Origin of the sequence: Stenotrophomonas rhizophila, assembly GCF_000661955.1 — a bacterium.
GTDB lineage: Bacteria > Pseudomonadota > Gammaproteobacteria > Xanthomonadales > Xanthomonadaceae > Stenotrophomonas > Stenotrophomonas rhizophila.
This window is the reverse complement of sequence record NZ_CP007597.1, coordinates 2,043,302-2,059,936: the sequence shown is the minus strand read 5'-3', so window position 1 is coordinate 2,059,936 and position 16,635 is coordinate 2,043,302. Positions and strand designations below refer to the sequence as shown.

Annotated in this window: 13 protein-coding genes; 4 read left to right on the top strand and 9 right to left on the bottom strand. The window is 60.9% G+C overall.

Going from position 1 to position 16,635, the window contains the following annotated elements:
* Positions 1 to 51 precede the first annotated feature (51 nt).
* The 3 genes from DX03_RS08860 to DX03_RS08850 all read left to right on the top strand — a co-directional run bounded on the left by DX03_RS08860 (position 52) and on the right by DX03_RS08850 (position 2,353).
* Positions 52 to 912, top strand: coding sequence for a hypothetical protein (locus DX03_RS08860; RefSeq protein WP_185753508.1), 861 nt, complete (start codon positions 52 to 54; stop codon positions 910 to 912).
* Positions 913 to 997: 85 nt separating this feature from the next.
* Positions 998 to 2,053, top strand: a complete 1,056-nt coding sequence (locus tag DX03_RS08855) for a hypothetical protein (RefSeq protein WP_185753507.1) — start codon at positions 998 to 1,000, stop codon at positions 2,051 to 2,053.
* A 102-nt stretch (positions 2,054 to 2,155) separates the two neighbouring features.
* Positions 2,156 to 2,353: a hypothetical protein gene (locus tag DX03_RS08850; protein ID WP_038688029.1), complete on the top strand. Its 198-nt coding sequence runs from the start codon at positions 2,156 to 2,158 to the stop codon at positions 2,351 to 2,353.
* 573 nt (positions 2,354 to 2,926) lie between these two features.
* Here the strand turns inward: DX03_RS08850 and DX03_RS08840 are convergent.
* Genes DX03_RS08840 through DX03_RS20430 form a run of 5 tightly spaced genes read right to left on the bottom strand, consistent with a single transcriptional unit; the run spans position 2,927 to position 8,170 of the window.
* Complete coding sequence (locus DX03_RS08840; RefSeq protein WP_185753506.1) at positions 2,927 to 4,003, bottom strand: DUF6708 domain-containing protein; 1,077 nt, start codon at positions 4,001 to 4,003, stop codon at positions 2,927 to 2,929.
* 8 nt (positions 4,004 to 4,011) lie between these two features.
* Positions 4,012 to 4,971 (bottom strand): DUF6708 domain-containing protein, encoded by a 960-nt coding sequence (locus DX03_RS08835; protein ID WP_038688023.1) that lies wholly within the window; start codon positions 4,969 to 4,971, stop codon positions 4,012 to 4,014.
* 17 nt (positions 4,972 to 4,988) lie between these two features.
* Positions 4,989 to 6,023: a DUF6708 domain-containing protein gene (locus tag DX03_RS08830; RefSeq protein WP_185753505.1), complete on the bottom strand. Its 1,035-nt coding sequence runs from the start codon at positions 6,021 to 6,023 to the stop codon at positions 4,989 to 4,991.
* A 56-nt stretch (positions 6,024 to 6,079) separates the two neighbouring features.
* Positions 6,080 to 7,183: a hypothetical protein gene (locus tag DX03_RS08825; RefSeq protein WP_185753504.1), complete on the bottom strand. Its 1,104-nt coding sequence runs from the start codon at positions 7,181 to 7,183 to the stop codon at positions 6,080 to 6,082.
* A gap of 15 nt (positions 7,184 to 7,198) precedes the next feature.
* Positions 7,199 to 8,170, bottom strand: coding sequence for a DUF6708 domain-containing protein (locus DX03_RS20430; RefSeq protein ID WP_185753503.1), 972 nt, complete (start codon positions 8,168 to 8,170; stop codon positions 7,199 to 7,201).
* A 31-nt stretch (positions 8,171 to 8,201) separates the two neighbouring features.
* On the opposite strand from DX03_RS20430, the gene DX03_RS08815 reads away from it, so the two are divergent.
* Positions 8,202 to 8,633, top strand: a complete 432-nt coding sequence (locus DX03_RS08815; protein WP_081797199.1) for a formylglycine-generating enzyme family protein — start codon at positions 8,202 to 8,204, stop codon at positions 8,631 to 8,633.
* A gap of 38 nt (positions 8,634 to 8,671) precedes the next feature.
* On the opposite strand, the gene DX03_RS08810 is transcribed toward DX03_RS08815, so the two are convergent.
* From DX03_RS08810 to DX03_RS08795, 4 genes are all read right to left on the bottom strand, one after another.
* Positions 8,672 to 9,649, bottom strand: a complete 978-nt coding sequence (locus tag DX03_RS08810; protein ID WP_185753502.1) for a hypothetical protein — start codon at positions 9,647 to 9,649, stop codon at positions 8,672 to 8,674.
* Positions 9,650 to 9,734: 85 nt separating this feature from the next.
* Positions 9,735 to 12,989, bottom strand: coding sequence for a toxin VasX (locus DX03_RS08805; RefSeq protein WP_185753501.1), 3,255 nt, complete (start codon positions 12,987 to 12,989; stop codon positions 9,735 to 9,737).
* Positions 12,982 to 13,896 (bottom strand): DUF4123 domain-containing protein, encoded by a 915-nt coding sequence (locus tag DX03_RS08800; RefSeq protein WP_185753500.1) that lies wholly within the window; start codon positions 13,894 to 13,896, stop codon positions 12,982 to 12,984. Before DX03_RS08800 ends, DX03_RS08805 begins: the two co-directional genes overlap by 8 nt.
* Positions 13,883 to 16,615, bottom strand: coding sequence for a type VI secretion system Vgr family protein (locus tag DX03_RS08795; protein ID WP_038688010.1), 2,733 nt, complete (start codon positions 16,613 to 16,615; stop codon positions 13,883 to 13,885). Before DX03_RS08795 ends, DX03_RS08800 begins: the two co-directional genes overlap by 14 nt.
* Positions 16,616 to 16,635: the final 20 nt, after the last annotated feature.

Genomic DNA, 16,635 nt, shown 5'->3' with positions numbered 1-16,635 from the left:
ACTAGAATGGGGCGGTTCGCTTTCGGCAGATGCCGACCCAACAAGGGCTGGATGCACTTGAATAATGGCGGAATAAATCGACCAAGTCTGCTCTCAGGGGGAGCGCAGACGAAGAACGCGGCACCGGCAACGGGCCGCATCCTGGCAGACATGGAAGGACGCCCGGTCGCCGGCGCTGCACGCGCCGCCGCATCGCCAGGCACCCGATCACGTCGATGGCTGTGGCTGGCACTGCTGGCAACGGCAGTCGTGGTGCTGGGTGCGTTCGCGGCATGGCGCCTGTCTGCCGGCAGCAGCGAAGAACCCATGGGGTACTCGTTGCCACCCGAAGCGAGCGCACCTGCGGCACCCGCGCCAGAGGCAGCGTCCACGCCTGGCGGCGCCACCATTGTCGACGCTCCGGTGGATGCCAACGGCACGGCGCCCGCGGCAGATCCGCTGGAAGGTATCGGCGCTGCGGCAGAGCCCGCACCGGGCGCTCACCCTGCGGCCGCCGCCGCGGCGGTGGCGGCTGCGCCTGCCGCTGCAGCGGCCGCGCGCAAACCGGCCGCTGGCACCGCGGCTGCACGCACCGCGCGCGACAAGCCCAAGGGGGACGAGAACCTGCTGGGGACGCTGATGGGCATCATCAAGGAAGACGAAAAGGCCAAGCCCAAGCCGAAGGCCAAGGCCGCTCCGGATTCCATGGACGCGCTGATCGCGCAGATCCAGGCCGACGAACGCAAGCAGGCCGCTGATGCCGACAATGTGTTCGACAACATCAGCGGCCGCAACGCCACCGCGTCCACCAAGTCCAACATCCAGGCCAAGCTACGCAGCTGCGGCAGCGCCACGTCGGCCGCCGGCCTGAACTGTCGCAAGAAGATCTGCGCCGCGGCTGCGGGCAAAGACCCGGCCTGCCCGGCGATGTGAGGTCGCGCTGCGGCAGTCGCCGCAGCGCTTGATCCAGTTACTGACGCCGCGCGCTCAGGACGGTGCGTGCAATGAGGCCCGACCCGTGAGTACACCGCCGCCACCGGAGATCCATGAAGGAGAGCTGCCGCTGCGCAGCAACGCCGAGCCCGGCAGCATGCGGGACATCATCCGCCTGGACGAGGAAATGATGGTGTGGTCCGACGATGGCGCAGCAGCGGTCATCGAATCGATCATGCCCTTCTTCGCCATTGCGGGCGTGATCATCTCGCTTGGGGGCATCGGCGCAGGTGTTTCGGTGCTGAGCGACTCGATGGACAGTTTCGGCATGCGCGCACTGAGTGTATCGCTGGCTGCACTGTTGGCCGTCGGTGGCGCTACGGGCGCCTACTTCGCCTGGCGCATCAGCTTTGGAAGCAAGCATAGCGACGTCTACTTCCTCAGGAAGCAGCGCAAGATCTTCCACTACACCAACAAGACGGCGTTCGTTCTTGATTGGGACAACGTCCGTCCGAACGTGCGAATTGGCTTCGGCCCGCCTCAACTGGGTTCACGCCCCTTTGTGGCGCTGGAACTGGTGGAGTACCTCAAGAACGACCCGCAGACCTGGCGCGCGCGCTTCGTTGTGGAGGCCCCCATGCCGGGGCGTGAGGCATGCCAGCAGAGCTGGGAGCTGATCCGCCGCTACATGGATGAGGCGCCCACAGCGCTCCCCATGCAGACGGTGGTGAATCCGCGATCATGGACGTCAGCGCTGCTGGAATTTGGCCCCTTGTCCGGGGGTGGCGACGCACATGGGTTCATCCAAGGGTTGCGGGATCACAACTGGCAGCCCTTCTGGAGTGGAGAGCATCTCCTGGCGGTACTGGTCTGGGTCGCGTTCTGGCCAGACCAGGTATTCCGAATGGTGTACGCACGCTTCAGGCCCCGGGTGCCGCTGCCGGCATCGCTTGCGGGGGTGTCCACTGGCCACGGCAGCGGGGCGTCGCCCTACGCCATCACGCCAGCGTTGGCGGGCGAGCTGCGCGGCAGGCGAAAAGCCGCCCTCACCGTCGCCATTGTCTGTGGGGCGTGCACGCTGATCAGCGTTGCCGCCTGGTCAGTGGTGGCACGGCAAATGCTGCGGGCGGTGTTTGGCTGAGGCGACCACGCGGCTGGAACACCCGCATTTGGCCTGCATGTCCACTCGACGCTCGCACCGGTCCGGCTTACTCTAGCCGCCCTCTGAAGCTGGATGCATCGAGTGAACTGGACCTGGACTTACATCGTGTACTTCGTGCTGGTCATGGCGATCTGCTGTGGCTTTGTGCGAGCGGTTTACCGCTATCTGGGCCGATTCGCCGGCTGGCAATCACCGCTGAAGCGACTGCTGGCCATCAGCCCCGTCCTGCTCGCCATGCTCTTCGCGCTGTCTGGTTTCCTGTTGGTCGGGCTCCGCTGATTCCCTGGAGACGGCGACGCTGGAGCCGCCAGCCCGAGGCCTGGCGGCTGACGACGTTGCCGTACGAAGGCATTACCCGCGCAGTGCGAGCGCCTCCATGACAGACAGCCAGACATTGAATCCCTTGACCGGATACCAACGGTCCACGAGCTCAATGCAGGTCGAGTTGAGTTTGACAATGGACAACCCGATCCGAGGTGCGACACCCGTAGATCGGGTCGGATCCAACTGCGCCATCCTCTCTGCATCGGTCAAGGGGCGATTGACCGGGAACCTGAGATTTCGTGCATCGATACCCGCGTAATCCATTTCAATCCCTCAAGTCCCCTTGCCGCCCCTCTCTCTGCGCAGCGCTATGCACAGCGGTTCTCTGGCCGCACACTCGGGAGGAGAGTCAGCGACCGCCACCCACAATTACCCCGGAACTTTCGTGAGTGCCCGCTATCCTCACACTGGATTGCGCGTTGCCCGTCAAGACCGGCATCAACCGGGCGCCATCGGGGCTGGCTGCGTAAAGCCCAGTCTACGCGCTCGCGCGAGCCATGCTGCCCTCGAGCAGACATCGTCAGAACCCTAGAACCACGGCGGGATACCTAAAACTGCAAACATCGTTAGGACAAATATCGTGGAGATGCCACCGAGCACCATCCAACGCCGTCGCATGTGCGGCAGCGCGTTCTCGTTGGCCAGGCGTTGTGCGGGTGTTGGTGCACGAACCTTGTAGGCGCTGGAATCAACCGGCAGCGCCATTTCTTCCGCAATCTCTTCGGGCCACTGAGGCCGAGGCGCCGTCCGGGATATCCATAAACCGGCGCGCTCGAACCAGTACATGGTGCCCCCGACAAAGCCAACATAGAGCTTCGAGAATACTCCGGGGACCACACGATGGTTCTCATCAACCAAACTGCCAAAGAGAAAGCGGTCCATGCGCGCCAGATCAGCCCTGGGATCGTCGATCGCAGGTTGCGCCTCCACGGGCGGAAGGTACTCCGGCGCACCGTCCATATAGCAGCGAATGAACGCCCAGATGCGTTCCGGCGTCTCGATGCTCCGGTGCGGGACCGCGAGAGGCAGGTACCAGCGGATACGGCGGCTACCCGGCACGAGGTCGACCATCGCCAACACGTATGCCGTCGATCCACCTGCCGTGCTGTACATCCTGGCCACCATATTGACGGGTTGGACATCGTCATAGGGCAGGGAAATCCAGCCATCCTTGCTGTTCATCCAGTAGTAAAAACGGCGCAGCCTCTTACTAAGCACAACAGGCGGTGACACCTTAGTGCGAAGCGACACATACGCCCAGCCAAAGAAGCCAGCCCCTAGAATGGCGAGTATGAGCAAAACAATCAGCCTATCAACGACAAAACCAGCATCATTGTATAGCCCATATATTGTCAGCACAGAAACAAACATGCTAAGAAAAGCAAGCCCAATGACAGATCCAAAGACGAACCCGAAACCCCTGTTCGACGCCTGAAGACTTGGAGCAAACAAAATGTATCTATCATTCACAGACTGAATCGCGCTCGCCGAAGCTGGCTCCAGATCTGCGGGCACCCCCTTCTTACTGAGTAGAAGCCCCCAATACCCTCCCTTCTCAGGTAAATCTTTCATCCCAAGGACGAGATCACGCACTGCCTTCTTCATATCGCCCCTTACCTCTCTCGGCGTGCACAGCCACCAGATGCCGTGAACTCATAGAACTGTCCGACATACGCCGGCTCTGGCAACTGGTGCGGATCTGCCACGTCGACGCTGGATTCTGCCACCACGTACGCCGGCCATTGCGGCGCTTTGCTGCTCTTCAAAACCAACCAGCGGCAAGCTGCCAACGGCACCAACAACGGCATCAGCACCGCGCGATAGGGAAGCAACCCCTCACCCAGGCTGATGATCACCGTGAGGTAGCAGTTCTTCCAGGTATCCGCCACGGACAGGTGCAACTGCGCCGACGCAGGCACGTCAACCACGTGCTCCAGGCCTTCATCCATGTAGCGCCGGATGAACTCCCATATCTCGCGGATCGTGGCGGGATCGTCGAAATAGTGGCCGACGGCGAACGTTTTCCGGACCATCTCCCCGTCCATGACGTGGCAGCGAATATCCCGCAGGAACGTCTCGCCCTCACCGTGTCCCAGATGGAAGTACGCCTGCTCCCACGGAACGCTGATGACACCGGATGGGCCGGCGTCGGTGTAGGCGTGCACCATCCGGGTGCGCCGATTGAAACGAATCGGATAGTGCTTATAGGTGAAGAAATCACGCCCAAACGTGTAACGCCACATGACGGGAAACTGGCCAATGAACAGCGTCAGTATGATCGCGACCAGCCACCCGTCGATCCGCCCGTCCGGTCGAGCGTTCGGAACCCACGTCGCCAGCAGCCATATGCCGAACAACGCCATCATGGTGCACACCAGTGTCCCCACCGTTGTTGCCACCATGCCGCGCAGGCGGTATCGACGATCAACGACGTCCATGTAGGTGGAATTCAGGCGGATCACACAGTGGTGTTCGTTGCTACGCCCACTGCGATTCCGCGGCAGTGCCTCATAGCGCTCTTGCGGCGCGAGCAGCCTGTCTACCTTGAACTTCCTCAACCAGCCGGTGTACATCGCTCACGCTCCAGCACTCAATGGCTTTTTTGGCGGCGCCGCCGATGCTTGGATCCCTTGCTCGGCTTCACCTTCGCATCTGTCAGGGCCAAAGCGCTCAACTGTTCATGGGTCAGCGCAGGGCCACCGAGACTGGCAAGAATGTCCCTGCTCCACGCGGGCTCCCGTTTCAGGCGGTAGCTGAGATAGCGTACCAGCCCCATGTAGGCGGTGAACGGCAGGAAGAACAACATGCCTACGCCAGCCATCCAGGCCAGGATCCCTTTTCGCCGCCACGCGACTGCGCGATCGTCGAACAGGGGTTGAAGCAACCAGAACGAGGGCCAGAACGCGACGCCCCAGTCCTCGTAAAGGCTGTCCATCAGCGTCCAGGCAGCCCCCTCATAACGCATGAAGCGTCGAATATGCTCCCAGCGCTGAACCGGGAATTCAAGATCGCCGTAGCCGAAGCTGGGACCCACCCCAAAGCGCTGCACCACGTCACGCCCACCCGGTACGTCGGTAATCGCAAACACCAGGCCAGACTCCCGTCGTGAAATCTGACCGGTGAAAATGGTGAACTCCACGACCTCCGCGCGGACGCATGACCAGTCGTACGTGTCTATCTCGTATCGGCTATTACCCCACAACTTCCATCCCCACTGCCACCATGGCAGACCCATGGCCTTGAACACATGCACCTTTCCCAAGGCACGGTTGAGCAGCACCGGCTCGTAGCGGAACCCCACCCAGTCCACCTGGATGAACAGCAACGCCAGCCATAGCAAGATCACGACCATGATCAAGGGCAGCCACCAGCCGTTGCTGATCCCCATGATGAGCATCGCGATCGCCAGCGGAAGGGCCAATAGGCCGAAAGAGCTCAGGTAGCCCCGCATGGCGCCCAGCTGATCCACGAACGCCAGGCCGTCCGGGTAAACACGCACTACCCCGCCCCCCGTATTAGCGTGATGACTGCTCTGCCCGCTAGCCGCGGGCAGCAGGCCCACGGCCTGTCCGTTTGGCGGGTTCAAATCATCCGGAAATGCTCCGGCTTGCTCGTCCGATTCCAAGATCACTCATTCCATTGTGCGATATCAGTTCATTATCCCCGCTTTCCGGCAAGCATTCAGCCAAGCGCGGCATCCGCCAGCAACCACAACACGCCCACCCAGAACACCGTCCCGATGGCCAACGCAACCGGGATGCATCTGCGCGCCGGCGCAACGACAGCCGCATGGCTACGCGCCAAGCGCCGTAGCGTGGTGCCGGCTGGCAGCGCGTTGAAGCGCTTCAACCACGGCGCCAAAGCGCCCTCGCCGTACGGCCCCAGTGAAATCCGGGCCGCAAGCAGTTCCGGCATCTGCAGCGGCATTGCCAAGGCAGTGTTAAGCACACTGCCGAGGCCAACCAGCGACGACCACGGTCGCTCGCCAAGCCATCGCTGTGCGAGACCTGGAAAGGTCCAGATGCTCAGTGCAAGGCGCTGCATCCAATCGGGGCTGGCCGATACGAGGCCGAAGCTCGGCAAGCGCTCAAGGGGCTGGTCCATATACGTCTTGAAGAATCCATAGCGGAGCACCCCGGCGCCGATCAGGTCCCCTTTACCCGCGACGAACTCGGCGTCAACCCGGCCAGTGATCGGATCCACATCGGCCAACACGAGCTGGTAGGCCTGGCCGCCGCCCACCGTATTCACTACGCGGACGATCCGGACAAAGGGCCGAAGCCGCTCCCAAGGGTAGGTGCGAACACCTTGGCTACCGAAATGTGTAACCGTGCAGGCTACCCGGTTGAACAGCACGGGCTCCACCCGGTTCCCCCGCCTGACCGAACGGACCATGCCCACGCAGAAGGCTGCGCTCAGCACCAGAAACAGCAGGGTAACAATGGTGGAGGCCACCATGTCCTTCCAGTCGGCGAGCATGCCAGGAAGGCCGGCCAGGATCACGATATCCACCAGCATGATCATCCCGACCAGCCACAGCAGCCCGCCCTTGGCACCGGACAGGAGGGTCACGTCAGGCGCCACCACAAGCTCGGATTCGTCGACATCAAGCACGAATTCGATATCCACATCTTCTGCGCGGTGATGGGTAAGGGGGTACATCACCCCACCCGGCCCCTGCACTGGAGAGGCCATGTCCATGATGTCAGAGCCGGCCGGGGTCGCTACATCGTTTACCCGCATTGCGTTTTCAACTCCCCGGGGTGATTCATTGTACTCGGTCACGGTGCAGACCAGCCGCTACAACGACGGCCGCGATACGTGATCCGATATCTCTCCAACCCAACGCGGTTGCGGCCAGGGATGCACCGGAGCGTTACTCATCAGCACCGATGACGGCCAGGCGGGCGCCTTGCAGGAACTCAACACCATCCAACGCCACGACGTCATGACCAGCATGATCGGGTAGTAAATCATGAAAAGCAGGTAGCGCATACGCGCGAAACGCTCGCCCAGTCGGAGCATCTCCCACCGCCATGCGTTGCGCCAAGTGGGTCGAACGGAGAGATCGATCAGCGGCGGCACACCGGCAGCCGCCAACGCAGCGGGGCCACCGGCCATGTATGTGCGAATGAACTCCCACAATGCCTGGACGCTTTCCTGCGCGCCGTCATCAAAATAGTGACCTACCGAGAACATGTCCTGAATCAGGCCGCGGTCGAGCAGCGCACCACGGACATCAAGAAGATACTCCTGACGCTCACCATGGCCAACGAACCAATGGACGTCCTTCCAGGGAACACTCAACACGCCGTCCGGCCCGTTATGCCGAAACACATGGACAAAACCGCGCTCACGGTCGAACCGAACCGGATAGTGCGTATAGGTGAAGAGCTCGCGGCGAAGCGTTCGCCGCCCGATCATCGTACTGGCAGCGCTGGCAACCAGGACCACCGGCAGGATGGCGAGCAGCAGCTCTCCTGCGCCGAACTTTTCCTGCGCGTAGCTCGGCCATGCCAGCCCCAGGACCACGTAGAGCAACGTGGCGACAATCACCAGAAAACAGACCAATGCAAACAGTGTGATCGAGGAGCCGCGCATGCGGAAGCTTCTATCCACGAACTCCGCCGAATACTCATCCAGGCCGATCAGGCTGAGCCTCGCGTCTGGCCGCACATGCCCCTGATGCGCGTCAGGATTGAGCCGCGCCTGCGCCTCCTCTTTCGTCAAAGGTCGTTGCGTGGGAAACGGCTTGAGCCACCCGGTAATCATCTTGCGTTCCTAGATGTCCTAAAAGGCGTCAGTGCCTTGGCAAACCGACAATGGCGAGCTGGACAACGGCCGCAACGTATCCAGCATTGCGCAGTACGACGCATTTGCCAGTAAGCATCGTCAGCGCACGGATGTTAGCTCTCTGGGCGCCTTTCCGCCCAACGCACTGGGGCTATACGACATGATCGACCATGGCAGGGAATGGGTGAGCGACTGGTACGCAACCGAGTACGATGTTAAACAAATCCGCAACCCGACCGGACCAGCATCGGGTACCGAGCGCGTCCAGCGCAGCAGCACCGACCGGGACGCCGATCAACTTTCGGTCACGTCGATGACGTTCACCCGCAGCCATCAGGTGCCCGAGCCTGGCCCGGTCACCTTTGCTGATGGGGAGGTGGTCGAAGAGAATCCCAACCCCAACCTTGGCAACGGCTTCCGCTGCGTCGCGAAGGCGCGCTGAATCTCCAAGGGGCCGACCACATTGGGAGCCGGGCGGCGTCATGACGTCAAAACCACTGCAAAGAAAATAAGTGCGGCCAACCAGAATACACAGCCAATCGCAATTGAAGCTAGCAAGCAGCGCTTGGCTTCCACGACTACATCCCCATGATGGCGTGCACGTTCACGAAGCAGAGAATCCGGCGCAAGCGCATCGAATCGTTTGTGCCAAGGCCCCAAGGAAGACTCGCCGCGGGGTCCGAGGGTGATTCGCGATGCAATCAACTCCGCCATCAATAGGGGGAACGCCGCAAGCGTGTTGCAAAAGCTTGCCAGCCCTACCCATGGGGACCAACGTCTCTCACCCAACCAGCGCCAACGCAAAGCAGGAACCGTCCAGAGACTGATCGCCATGCGTTGCATCCAATCCAGATTTACCGATATCAGGCGGAATCGGGGCAGTTCCTCTAGCGTACCGTCCATGAATGTCTTGAAGAATCCATATCTCAAAGCGCCTGCTGTGATCACCCCTCCCCGGCCAGCAACGATCTCCGCCTTGACCCTACCAGAAACTTCATCCACGTCCGCCAGAACGAGGAGCTGCACCTGTGCCCCACCGGCTGCACCGACTGCGCGAACGATACGAATGAATGGCTTGACGCGATTCCAGTCGATGGTCCGAACGCGATCCTCTCCGTAATGACTAACGGTTCTATGCACGCTATTAAATACTATTGGCTCAATACGACCCCTGTACCTGACAGACTTATACATCCAAATGCACAGGGGGATACTGGAAAGACCGACCGCAGCGACGAAAAACTCTACAAACCCAAAACCACCAAAACTAATCATCTCAATAAGAAGATGAATGAAAAAAAAATCCATGAGCAAGACGACGCACATCATCCAAAGAACTCCGCCCTTCCCACCTGAAAGCAGAGTAACGTCAGAGGCCACGACGAGTTCCTCATCGTTAATGTCCATCACAAAATCAGCATCGACATCTTCAACACGCCAATGCAGCAGCGGATACATGACACCACCTACGCCCTGGACAGGGGACGAAAAATCCACAACATCTACATCCCCACGAGAACCCGAGCACTCCTCGACCATAATATCAATTCCCTGCCGTCAACATATGCGATATACCATTCCCATTGGGCAAGACAAGACCAGCATTATCAACCTTGTCAGGCCAGAAGCGCGCGACAACCTCTACACTGCGTAATGCGTCAGTCACATAGCATATTCGCCACATCACCCCTCCTGATGGAGACACCCGTAGATTCGCCCCCCCGGACGTCGGTGCAGACAATCCTCTATTATGATGCTCAAGGCCTTCGGACAGGCGATTCGGATCGGTGAGGCCGGTCCTAATACCAGATTCAACGAGGCGAGCGGAGCGCGCTGCCAGCTTACGACCATCCTTCATTTCCAATGAAATACTGTGCTCAAGCCACCCCTTGCCAGTCCTCACGTCAGGCGCATCGATAATAATATCGACAGTCCCGCCGAAGCTGAATCCGGCTATAGAACGCCCACTTCTCCAGACCGCGGTAACCGCGAACGGAACAACATACAACGCCTCCAGGGCACGCCGCTCTTCTTCCTCGCTCAAATACTTCGGCATCTTTCCGAAGATGCAGGATCGAAGCCAGACCTGAACCGCGTTGTCGCGCTTTTCCTCAGCTGATACCAATACGTAGAGCCCCAAAATAGCCGCTCCAACAGCTATTATCGTCCAGACAACGGGACCACCGCCGATCGCGCCCAGAATTGACAGGCCACCCAAACCGGTTGCAACTCCACTAACGGTCAAGAGCACCCCGGCGACCACCATTAATCCGCCAGCATCTTCGTCGCCTTCTTTACTCAGAGCTCGCCCTTCCATCATGGTAAGTGCACCCATGATTATCCCGGCGAAGCCACCAATAACGCCCCCGGCCGCTGCAACAGCTTCACCGGACAGGGAGAATATAGTTACCGCTCTTTTGGAAAAATAGGAGCGCAACGTCATTGCCGCGCCAGTGGCCTCAAATCCGGCGCCGAGAAATCCAAGTATTGAAGCCGTGATCTTGGCCAAAGCGGCTCCTGACGGCTTGTCGAGAGCTTCTTTGCAGGATGCCGCGATCGCGACCCCCTGAAAGGCCATAGCCCAGACCGCCAGCGTTCCAGATGCCCCCCCCTGCTTGAGGGCTGCCATCGTTCTGCTGCTCCAGCCACCCGTTGTCGCCCGAGGAACGCCTGCCAGCGCAGGGCTTGCCGCTAGCGGTCCTGAGGCCGTCTGTACGCGGGCACGATTGATCCTTGCGGCGTCTGCGGCAACCTCCTGCCTGACCTTCGTTGAAACCTGCTCAATCAGTGCCTGCCGGCGCAACTGCTCATAGACTTTTTCCATCGCAGCACTCAGCGGCGCCTTTGCGGATTTACCAGGCGCCCTTCCTGCATCTGAACCTCTGCCGGACTTAGCTGCTGCGCGACGCTGCCTACGATTCAACTCCTGCCCGACCCTGCGAGCCTGCTCACCACTCAACGAGTCAATCTCAATCATCTCTCCCCAATGGATTCTCAGCAGAGGGATCTTCTTGCGCCCAGCTTCACCCAGCTCATCCGTAACGTCTGCTACGTTGATCGCCGAACGCTTGGCACCTTCACCATCGACCGTATGCTGCAACCGAGATTCAAGGGAATGACCCCAAGCGCTCTGCTTGTTGTCGCGTATAAAGTCTGCATGCGTCACCTCTTCAACCAAGGGCTGCACTGCGGTGCGGAACCAAAGTGCGCCAGCCATTGCAAACACTCGGACATGCTTGAATGCAGCGAGGTTAATGTCGCTTAGCAGACCTTGACCAAAGGTCATGAGGTTCCGCAGGGCCGCTTCAATGCCCAAGCACGCTCGAAAAACCGTCCTTCGCATTGCGCCGGAGGAAATCGCCTTTGGCGGATCGCCAGCCCCCGCCAAATGCGCCTGAAGTTGCGAAAGATAGTTGCCCTTCTCCACATTCCAAGCGTCAAGAACACTATATGCGGACTTGACTATTCCTTGAGCATCCGCCTGCTTGTCCTCAACGATACTGCTCAGGAGGCTCTTCTGACCAGCGGTGATCGCCCAATACCATAGGTTATCCTCAACGGGCCGTTCAAACTCCTGCAGCGCATGCTGTCGATCAATTTCACCATGAGGACCACCGCCCATGATAGTCGCCATCTGGCAGACCATCTCAATGGTTGAATCTGCATCTGCAATATCAAAGTCGTGTTTACAAGCGTGTCTCAGCGCCCAGCTTTTTTGAAACTCACCAATATCATCGCAGAACCCATTTAGTATCATGGGGCGCTGCCCCATGTCCGCGGCGAATTCGCGCTCGAAGGCACCCAGCTTAGTCGCATCGATCTTGTTGATGTACTCCTCTAGCCACTCGCGTTCTTTCTCGGCACCGTGGGCTTTCCAAGACTTGCCGATCTGCTCGATGAGCTGCTTGACGGCGATCTGCCTCCGATACTTTTGATTGATCTCCTCAATTTGCAAACGCTTGAGATTGGAAAGGTGTCGGATCTCCATGGCGATCCCGATCGGATCATGGAGATACAGCGCGACTCCCCCGGCCTCGTGCATGCCCGCCATGCGCTGCGCCACCGAGGCCGCTAGTCCTGACCGATCAACACCAGGCGTGACACTCTCGGCATACAGGGCGTGGCGACCACCGAACTCCGGGGCATAGTCCTTCACCCTTGCCAGACTCAACCCAAACGCATCTGCCTGTTGATGCTGCACTTCACCGGCCTTGGCGCCGGCCACCAGGTCAGGGACGGAGAACTCTTGGAATCGTGCTTTCAGGTCCTTGAGTTCAACATCAGGGTCGTCCTCCAAACGCGCGGGCATCGCCTTACCAAGCAGCGCGGCTTCGAACATCTGCAGTTGGTGCTCGGTTTGCCAGACTGAGAAGTAGGCCACCCAAATGCGCTTAGCGCTCTTGGGTTCGGGGACCGAGAACGTAGCGGAACGAACGGCATGGTCGGAGCGCCCGCATTGAGGCTCCGCGGTCTCAGGCTTGCTAGCTACCGGGAATTCAGACAGCGACCCTTCGATGGATGCCTGGAAGGCACGCCACGTACCACCGCCTCGCTCGTCCAGTACATAGAGGAAGCCTTGGCTCAACAGCCGCATACCCAATACGCCAGCTCGGAAGCTGTAGTCCTGATTGCTCAGGCTTGCAGATCCGACTTCGGACGCGGCTGATCGCGGTGTGTATGCAAAGCGCATCGGCAGTATCGGGAAGCCCGCCTTGTCACAGCGTTTGCAGTCACCGAACGGCGCTGGGTTTTGCACTGATCGCTTCACACCACTCGCAATACTCGCACCATCAGCCATGTCCAACCTCCAATTTGATTCCCTTCACATCGTTGATCCAAGCGCCTTTTTCGACTCCGCACCACCACTCAGAATCGGCTTGGGAGCAAAGATCGGCGTAAGAGGCCCTCCTCCCTGCGACCTCCCGCAGCCAGCCAGCAATCACCGGATGTTTCTCGATCTGCGGATGAACTAACACCTTGTGAAGCAGGAAGGTAGTCGCATCCGCTACTTCGCTGGCTGGGAGACCAAGCGACATGCCCGTGCGAACTGCGCGCTGCAGCTCCTCCTCGTGATGAACGGAAGCGACACCCATTCGCTGCAATTGCGAGATAGCGGCGTTGATAGGTATGCACCATTCTGCATGCGGATCCTGCGAGTGCAGCATGTACGTCGGCTGACACGCAACGCGAACATTGCAGGGCAGTTCTTGTAGTTCCCCATCCCAGCCAAGCTGGTACCACGCCAAGGCACCTGGAAAATCCTCGGACACGGTTAGTGCGAAAGTTGCATGCCGAGCTACTCGCGGGTCGTAGAACCTATTGAGATGCCTGGTCCGGTCTGCAGCAGTGGTTACAGCCTGCACAAGTATCGCCGACGCCAATGCCGACGCAGAAAGTGGGCTGGAAATCCAACCACAAACCGGCTGTGGCTTTTGCCAATCCTCGCGATGCTCCCAAGCGACGTTGACGCTCTCCTTCAACACGTCATCGTTCATGCTCTCAACCTCTAGGACGTATGGGCACAGTTCGCTGCGCATTCCGAATCGCTCTAGGTCGACGGTGTATCTCTTCCTCTTGAAGCCGTTCAGCATGCTGAGATCACAGCGCGACATTGGGTCCATAAGGATGTACACGGCGCCCGACGAGCTCTGTATCCGCTCTTTCAGTCCAACGAAGACGTCATATCGGGCGTCATAGCGCAACATGTGCTGCTCCTGCGCTGGCCGCATCTACACTTGCCTCGTTGCATCGATCGTTCTTTCCCGCCTGCGCTGTGACGTCGGAGGTCATCGACTTCGCCCCCGTCCACTCCCGCTGCGTGCCCTTGAACTCCACCTTGCCGGGCGCGCCCAGCTCGATGTTGTCGCCCTCGATCCGGATGTAAGCACCGGCCGCAGTCGCCAGCAAATGCTTGCTTGGCGCCGACAACTGCACGTCGGCCTGGGTACTGGTGATCTTCACGTTGGTCTTGGCCGCCAGGATCGCCTGGTTCTTGTGCGCGCGCGCACTGACCTTGCCCTGCGCGGCGTGCAGCGCAATCCCGCGTTCCTGGTTCGGACTTTCGGGTTTCGGCTCAGCACCGGCGGTGTACAGCACCAGCCCGCCGGCCACTGCCATCGTGATCGAGCCCTGGCTCAGCCAGTTCAGCGCCACGCCCGAGGCCAGCGTGGTGTGCGTGCCGCTGACCCAGACCTGATCAGCCGGGGTCAGGCTCATCACACCGGCCACGCCGCTGCCCATCAAGACCGGCTTGTCCCAACCAGGGGCATCCCCGTCTCCGCCACTGATGCTGCCCGCCGCGCTGCCGCTTTGGGTGGCGCGCAGGCTTTCCTGCAGGTGTTCCAGCGCGTCGTGGGCCTGCAGCGTGGATGGCTCATCGGGCAGTTGTGCTTGCTGGTTCACTGCCGATTCGTTGAGCGAATGCAGCAGTTCGGCGCTTTCCTGCAGCTGGGTCAGTGCCTGGTTGGCGGCCAGCTGCGGTTCGCCAGACTCGGTGCTCAGCAGCAACCCCTGCCCGGCACGCAGGGACCCGAAGGCCTGCGTAGACAGCTCCGCGCCGAAGCCGCGCTCGGTTTCGCGCACGTTGTCTTCGCCACCCTTCAGGTGGCCCAGGGTCAGCGTGGTGGCGTGTTGCGTGGTGGACAGCTGCGCACGTCCTTGGCCCGGCGTGTCATCCAGGCGCATCTGCTGATAGCCGCCCTGCCCGCCTTGGCTGTCGGCCAGCGCTTGGCTCTTGAAGCCGGTGTAGACAGCAGCGTGCTCATTGCCGTCGAACCACGCCGGCGCATTGCCGGTGGCGTTGGCGCCGCCGCTGGCGACCTGGTTATGGGCGGCATCGGTCTGGCCGCGGCCGTTGTAGACCGCGCCGACCACGACCGGCCGGTCGATGTCGCCCTCGAGGAACGCCACCAGCACTTCCTGACCACGACGGGGCAGCACCACGCCGCCCCAGTTGTCGCCGGCCCACGGGGTCATCACTCGCACCCAGGTCCACGCTCCACCGTTGGCCGGGGCGTTGTCGTCACCGCCGGGATGGACCAAACCGGTGCTGGAACTGCCACCGCGCTGCCACGGGAACTGCACCTTGATGCGGTGGTCACGATCGGACTGCAAGGGCTCGCCGTCGCTGACCACGATGGCGCTGAGCGTGCCGGTAATCGACGGGCGCGGATGCAAACGCGTGCCGTGGCCGTCCTCGGTCTGCGGGCGGTACACCACCTCGGCCGGGATGGCGACGAAGCGGTTGTCGTAGAAGGTCGTAGTGAGGTCCGGCGATGCATTCGCAACGGACAAGCCACTCAAGGCACCCGGGAGGCTGAGCGGCGCCTGCGCGGCCGGCCCTAGCTGCTGCTCCAGCACATCGAACACATCGGCCTCGAAGTTGTTGCGCGCCTGGTGCTGTACCGACAGGCACAGGAAGGCGGTACCCGCGTCCACGCCCGGATGCTGCCCCAGCTGGAACTGCGCCCCGGGCGTGAGCTGGCGCCATTTGCCCTGCCCTTCAATCGTATGCGCGCGCACGCGCAGCGCATCCAGGTGCTGCTGCGCGCGACGCTGGCCACGCGCGTTGTCCTTCCAGCCGTACGGGCCGCAGGTGTCGGCGTCCTCACCCATGGAATTCTGTGTCATCTGCGCTTCGGCGCTGGCCTGCCGCAGCTCCAACGTGCGGTGGTCCCAAGTGTGCCGGGACACCTTGGTGGTACGCCAGCGGCGCGCGGTCGACCACTGCTGCACGCTGTCATCGCGCTCGGTCACATCGCCCCGGTGGAAACGCACCGTGCCCAGGTCCCTGGCACCGTGGTGGTTGTCGGCCAGCACCAGGGTATGGGCCCCAAACGACTCGCTGCCCGGGTCGTCCGCATGCTCGAACCAGTAATAGATGCCCTCTTCGGCCAGCAGGCGCTGCACGAAGGCCAGGTCGGTTTCCTGGTACTGCGTGGTCAGGCTGCGCTTGGCGTAGAGGCTGCGATCGGTCAGGTCCCAGCGCCATGCCGGAACAAGGCCGCTGTAGTCGGCGAAGACGTTTTCGACGATGTCGACCACGCTGGCGTCATGGAACACGTAGCTGTCCACGCGCTGGCCCAGGAAGGCCAGCCAGGGCTGCAGGCGCAGGCGATACCGCGCCAGGCCGCCGTTGCTGCCAATCCGTTCGGCGGCGGTGATCCGGCCGTGGAACGGGCGCTCGTTGCCGATGGCCTGCATCTGCAGCAATGCCGGCTGCCCAAGCAGACTGTCCAGCGACAGGTTGGCATCGGACGACAGTGCGATGACGTCGAATACGAAACCCACGCCATCGATCTGCTCGACGCCATTGAGCGACTCGGCCACCAGCACGTCGCTCCCCAGCGAGGTGCGCAGCTGCAGCAGGCGCTGTGCCTGCCCCGGTGCCGCAAGCGCGGCCAGTATCGTGCTTGTGGATTTCATAATGCTTCCATTCATTAGCC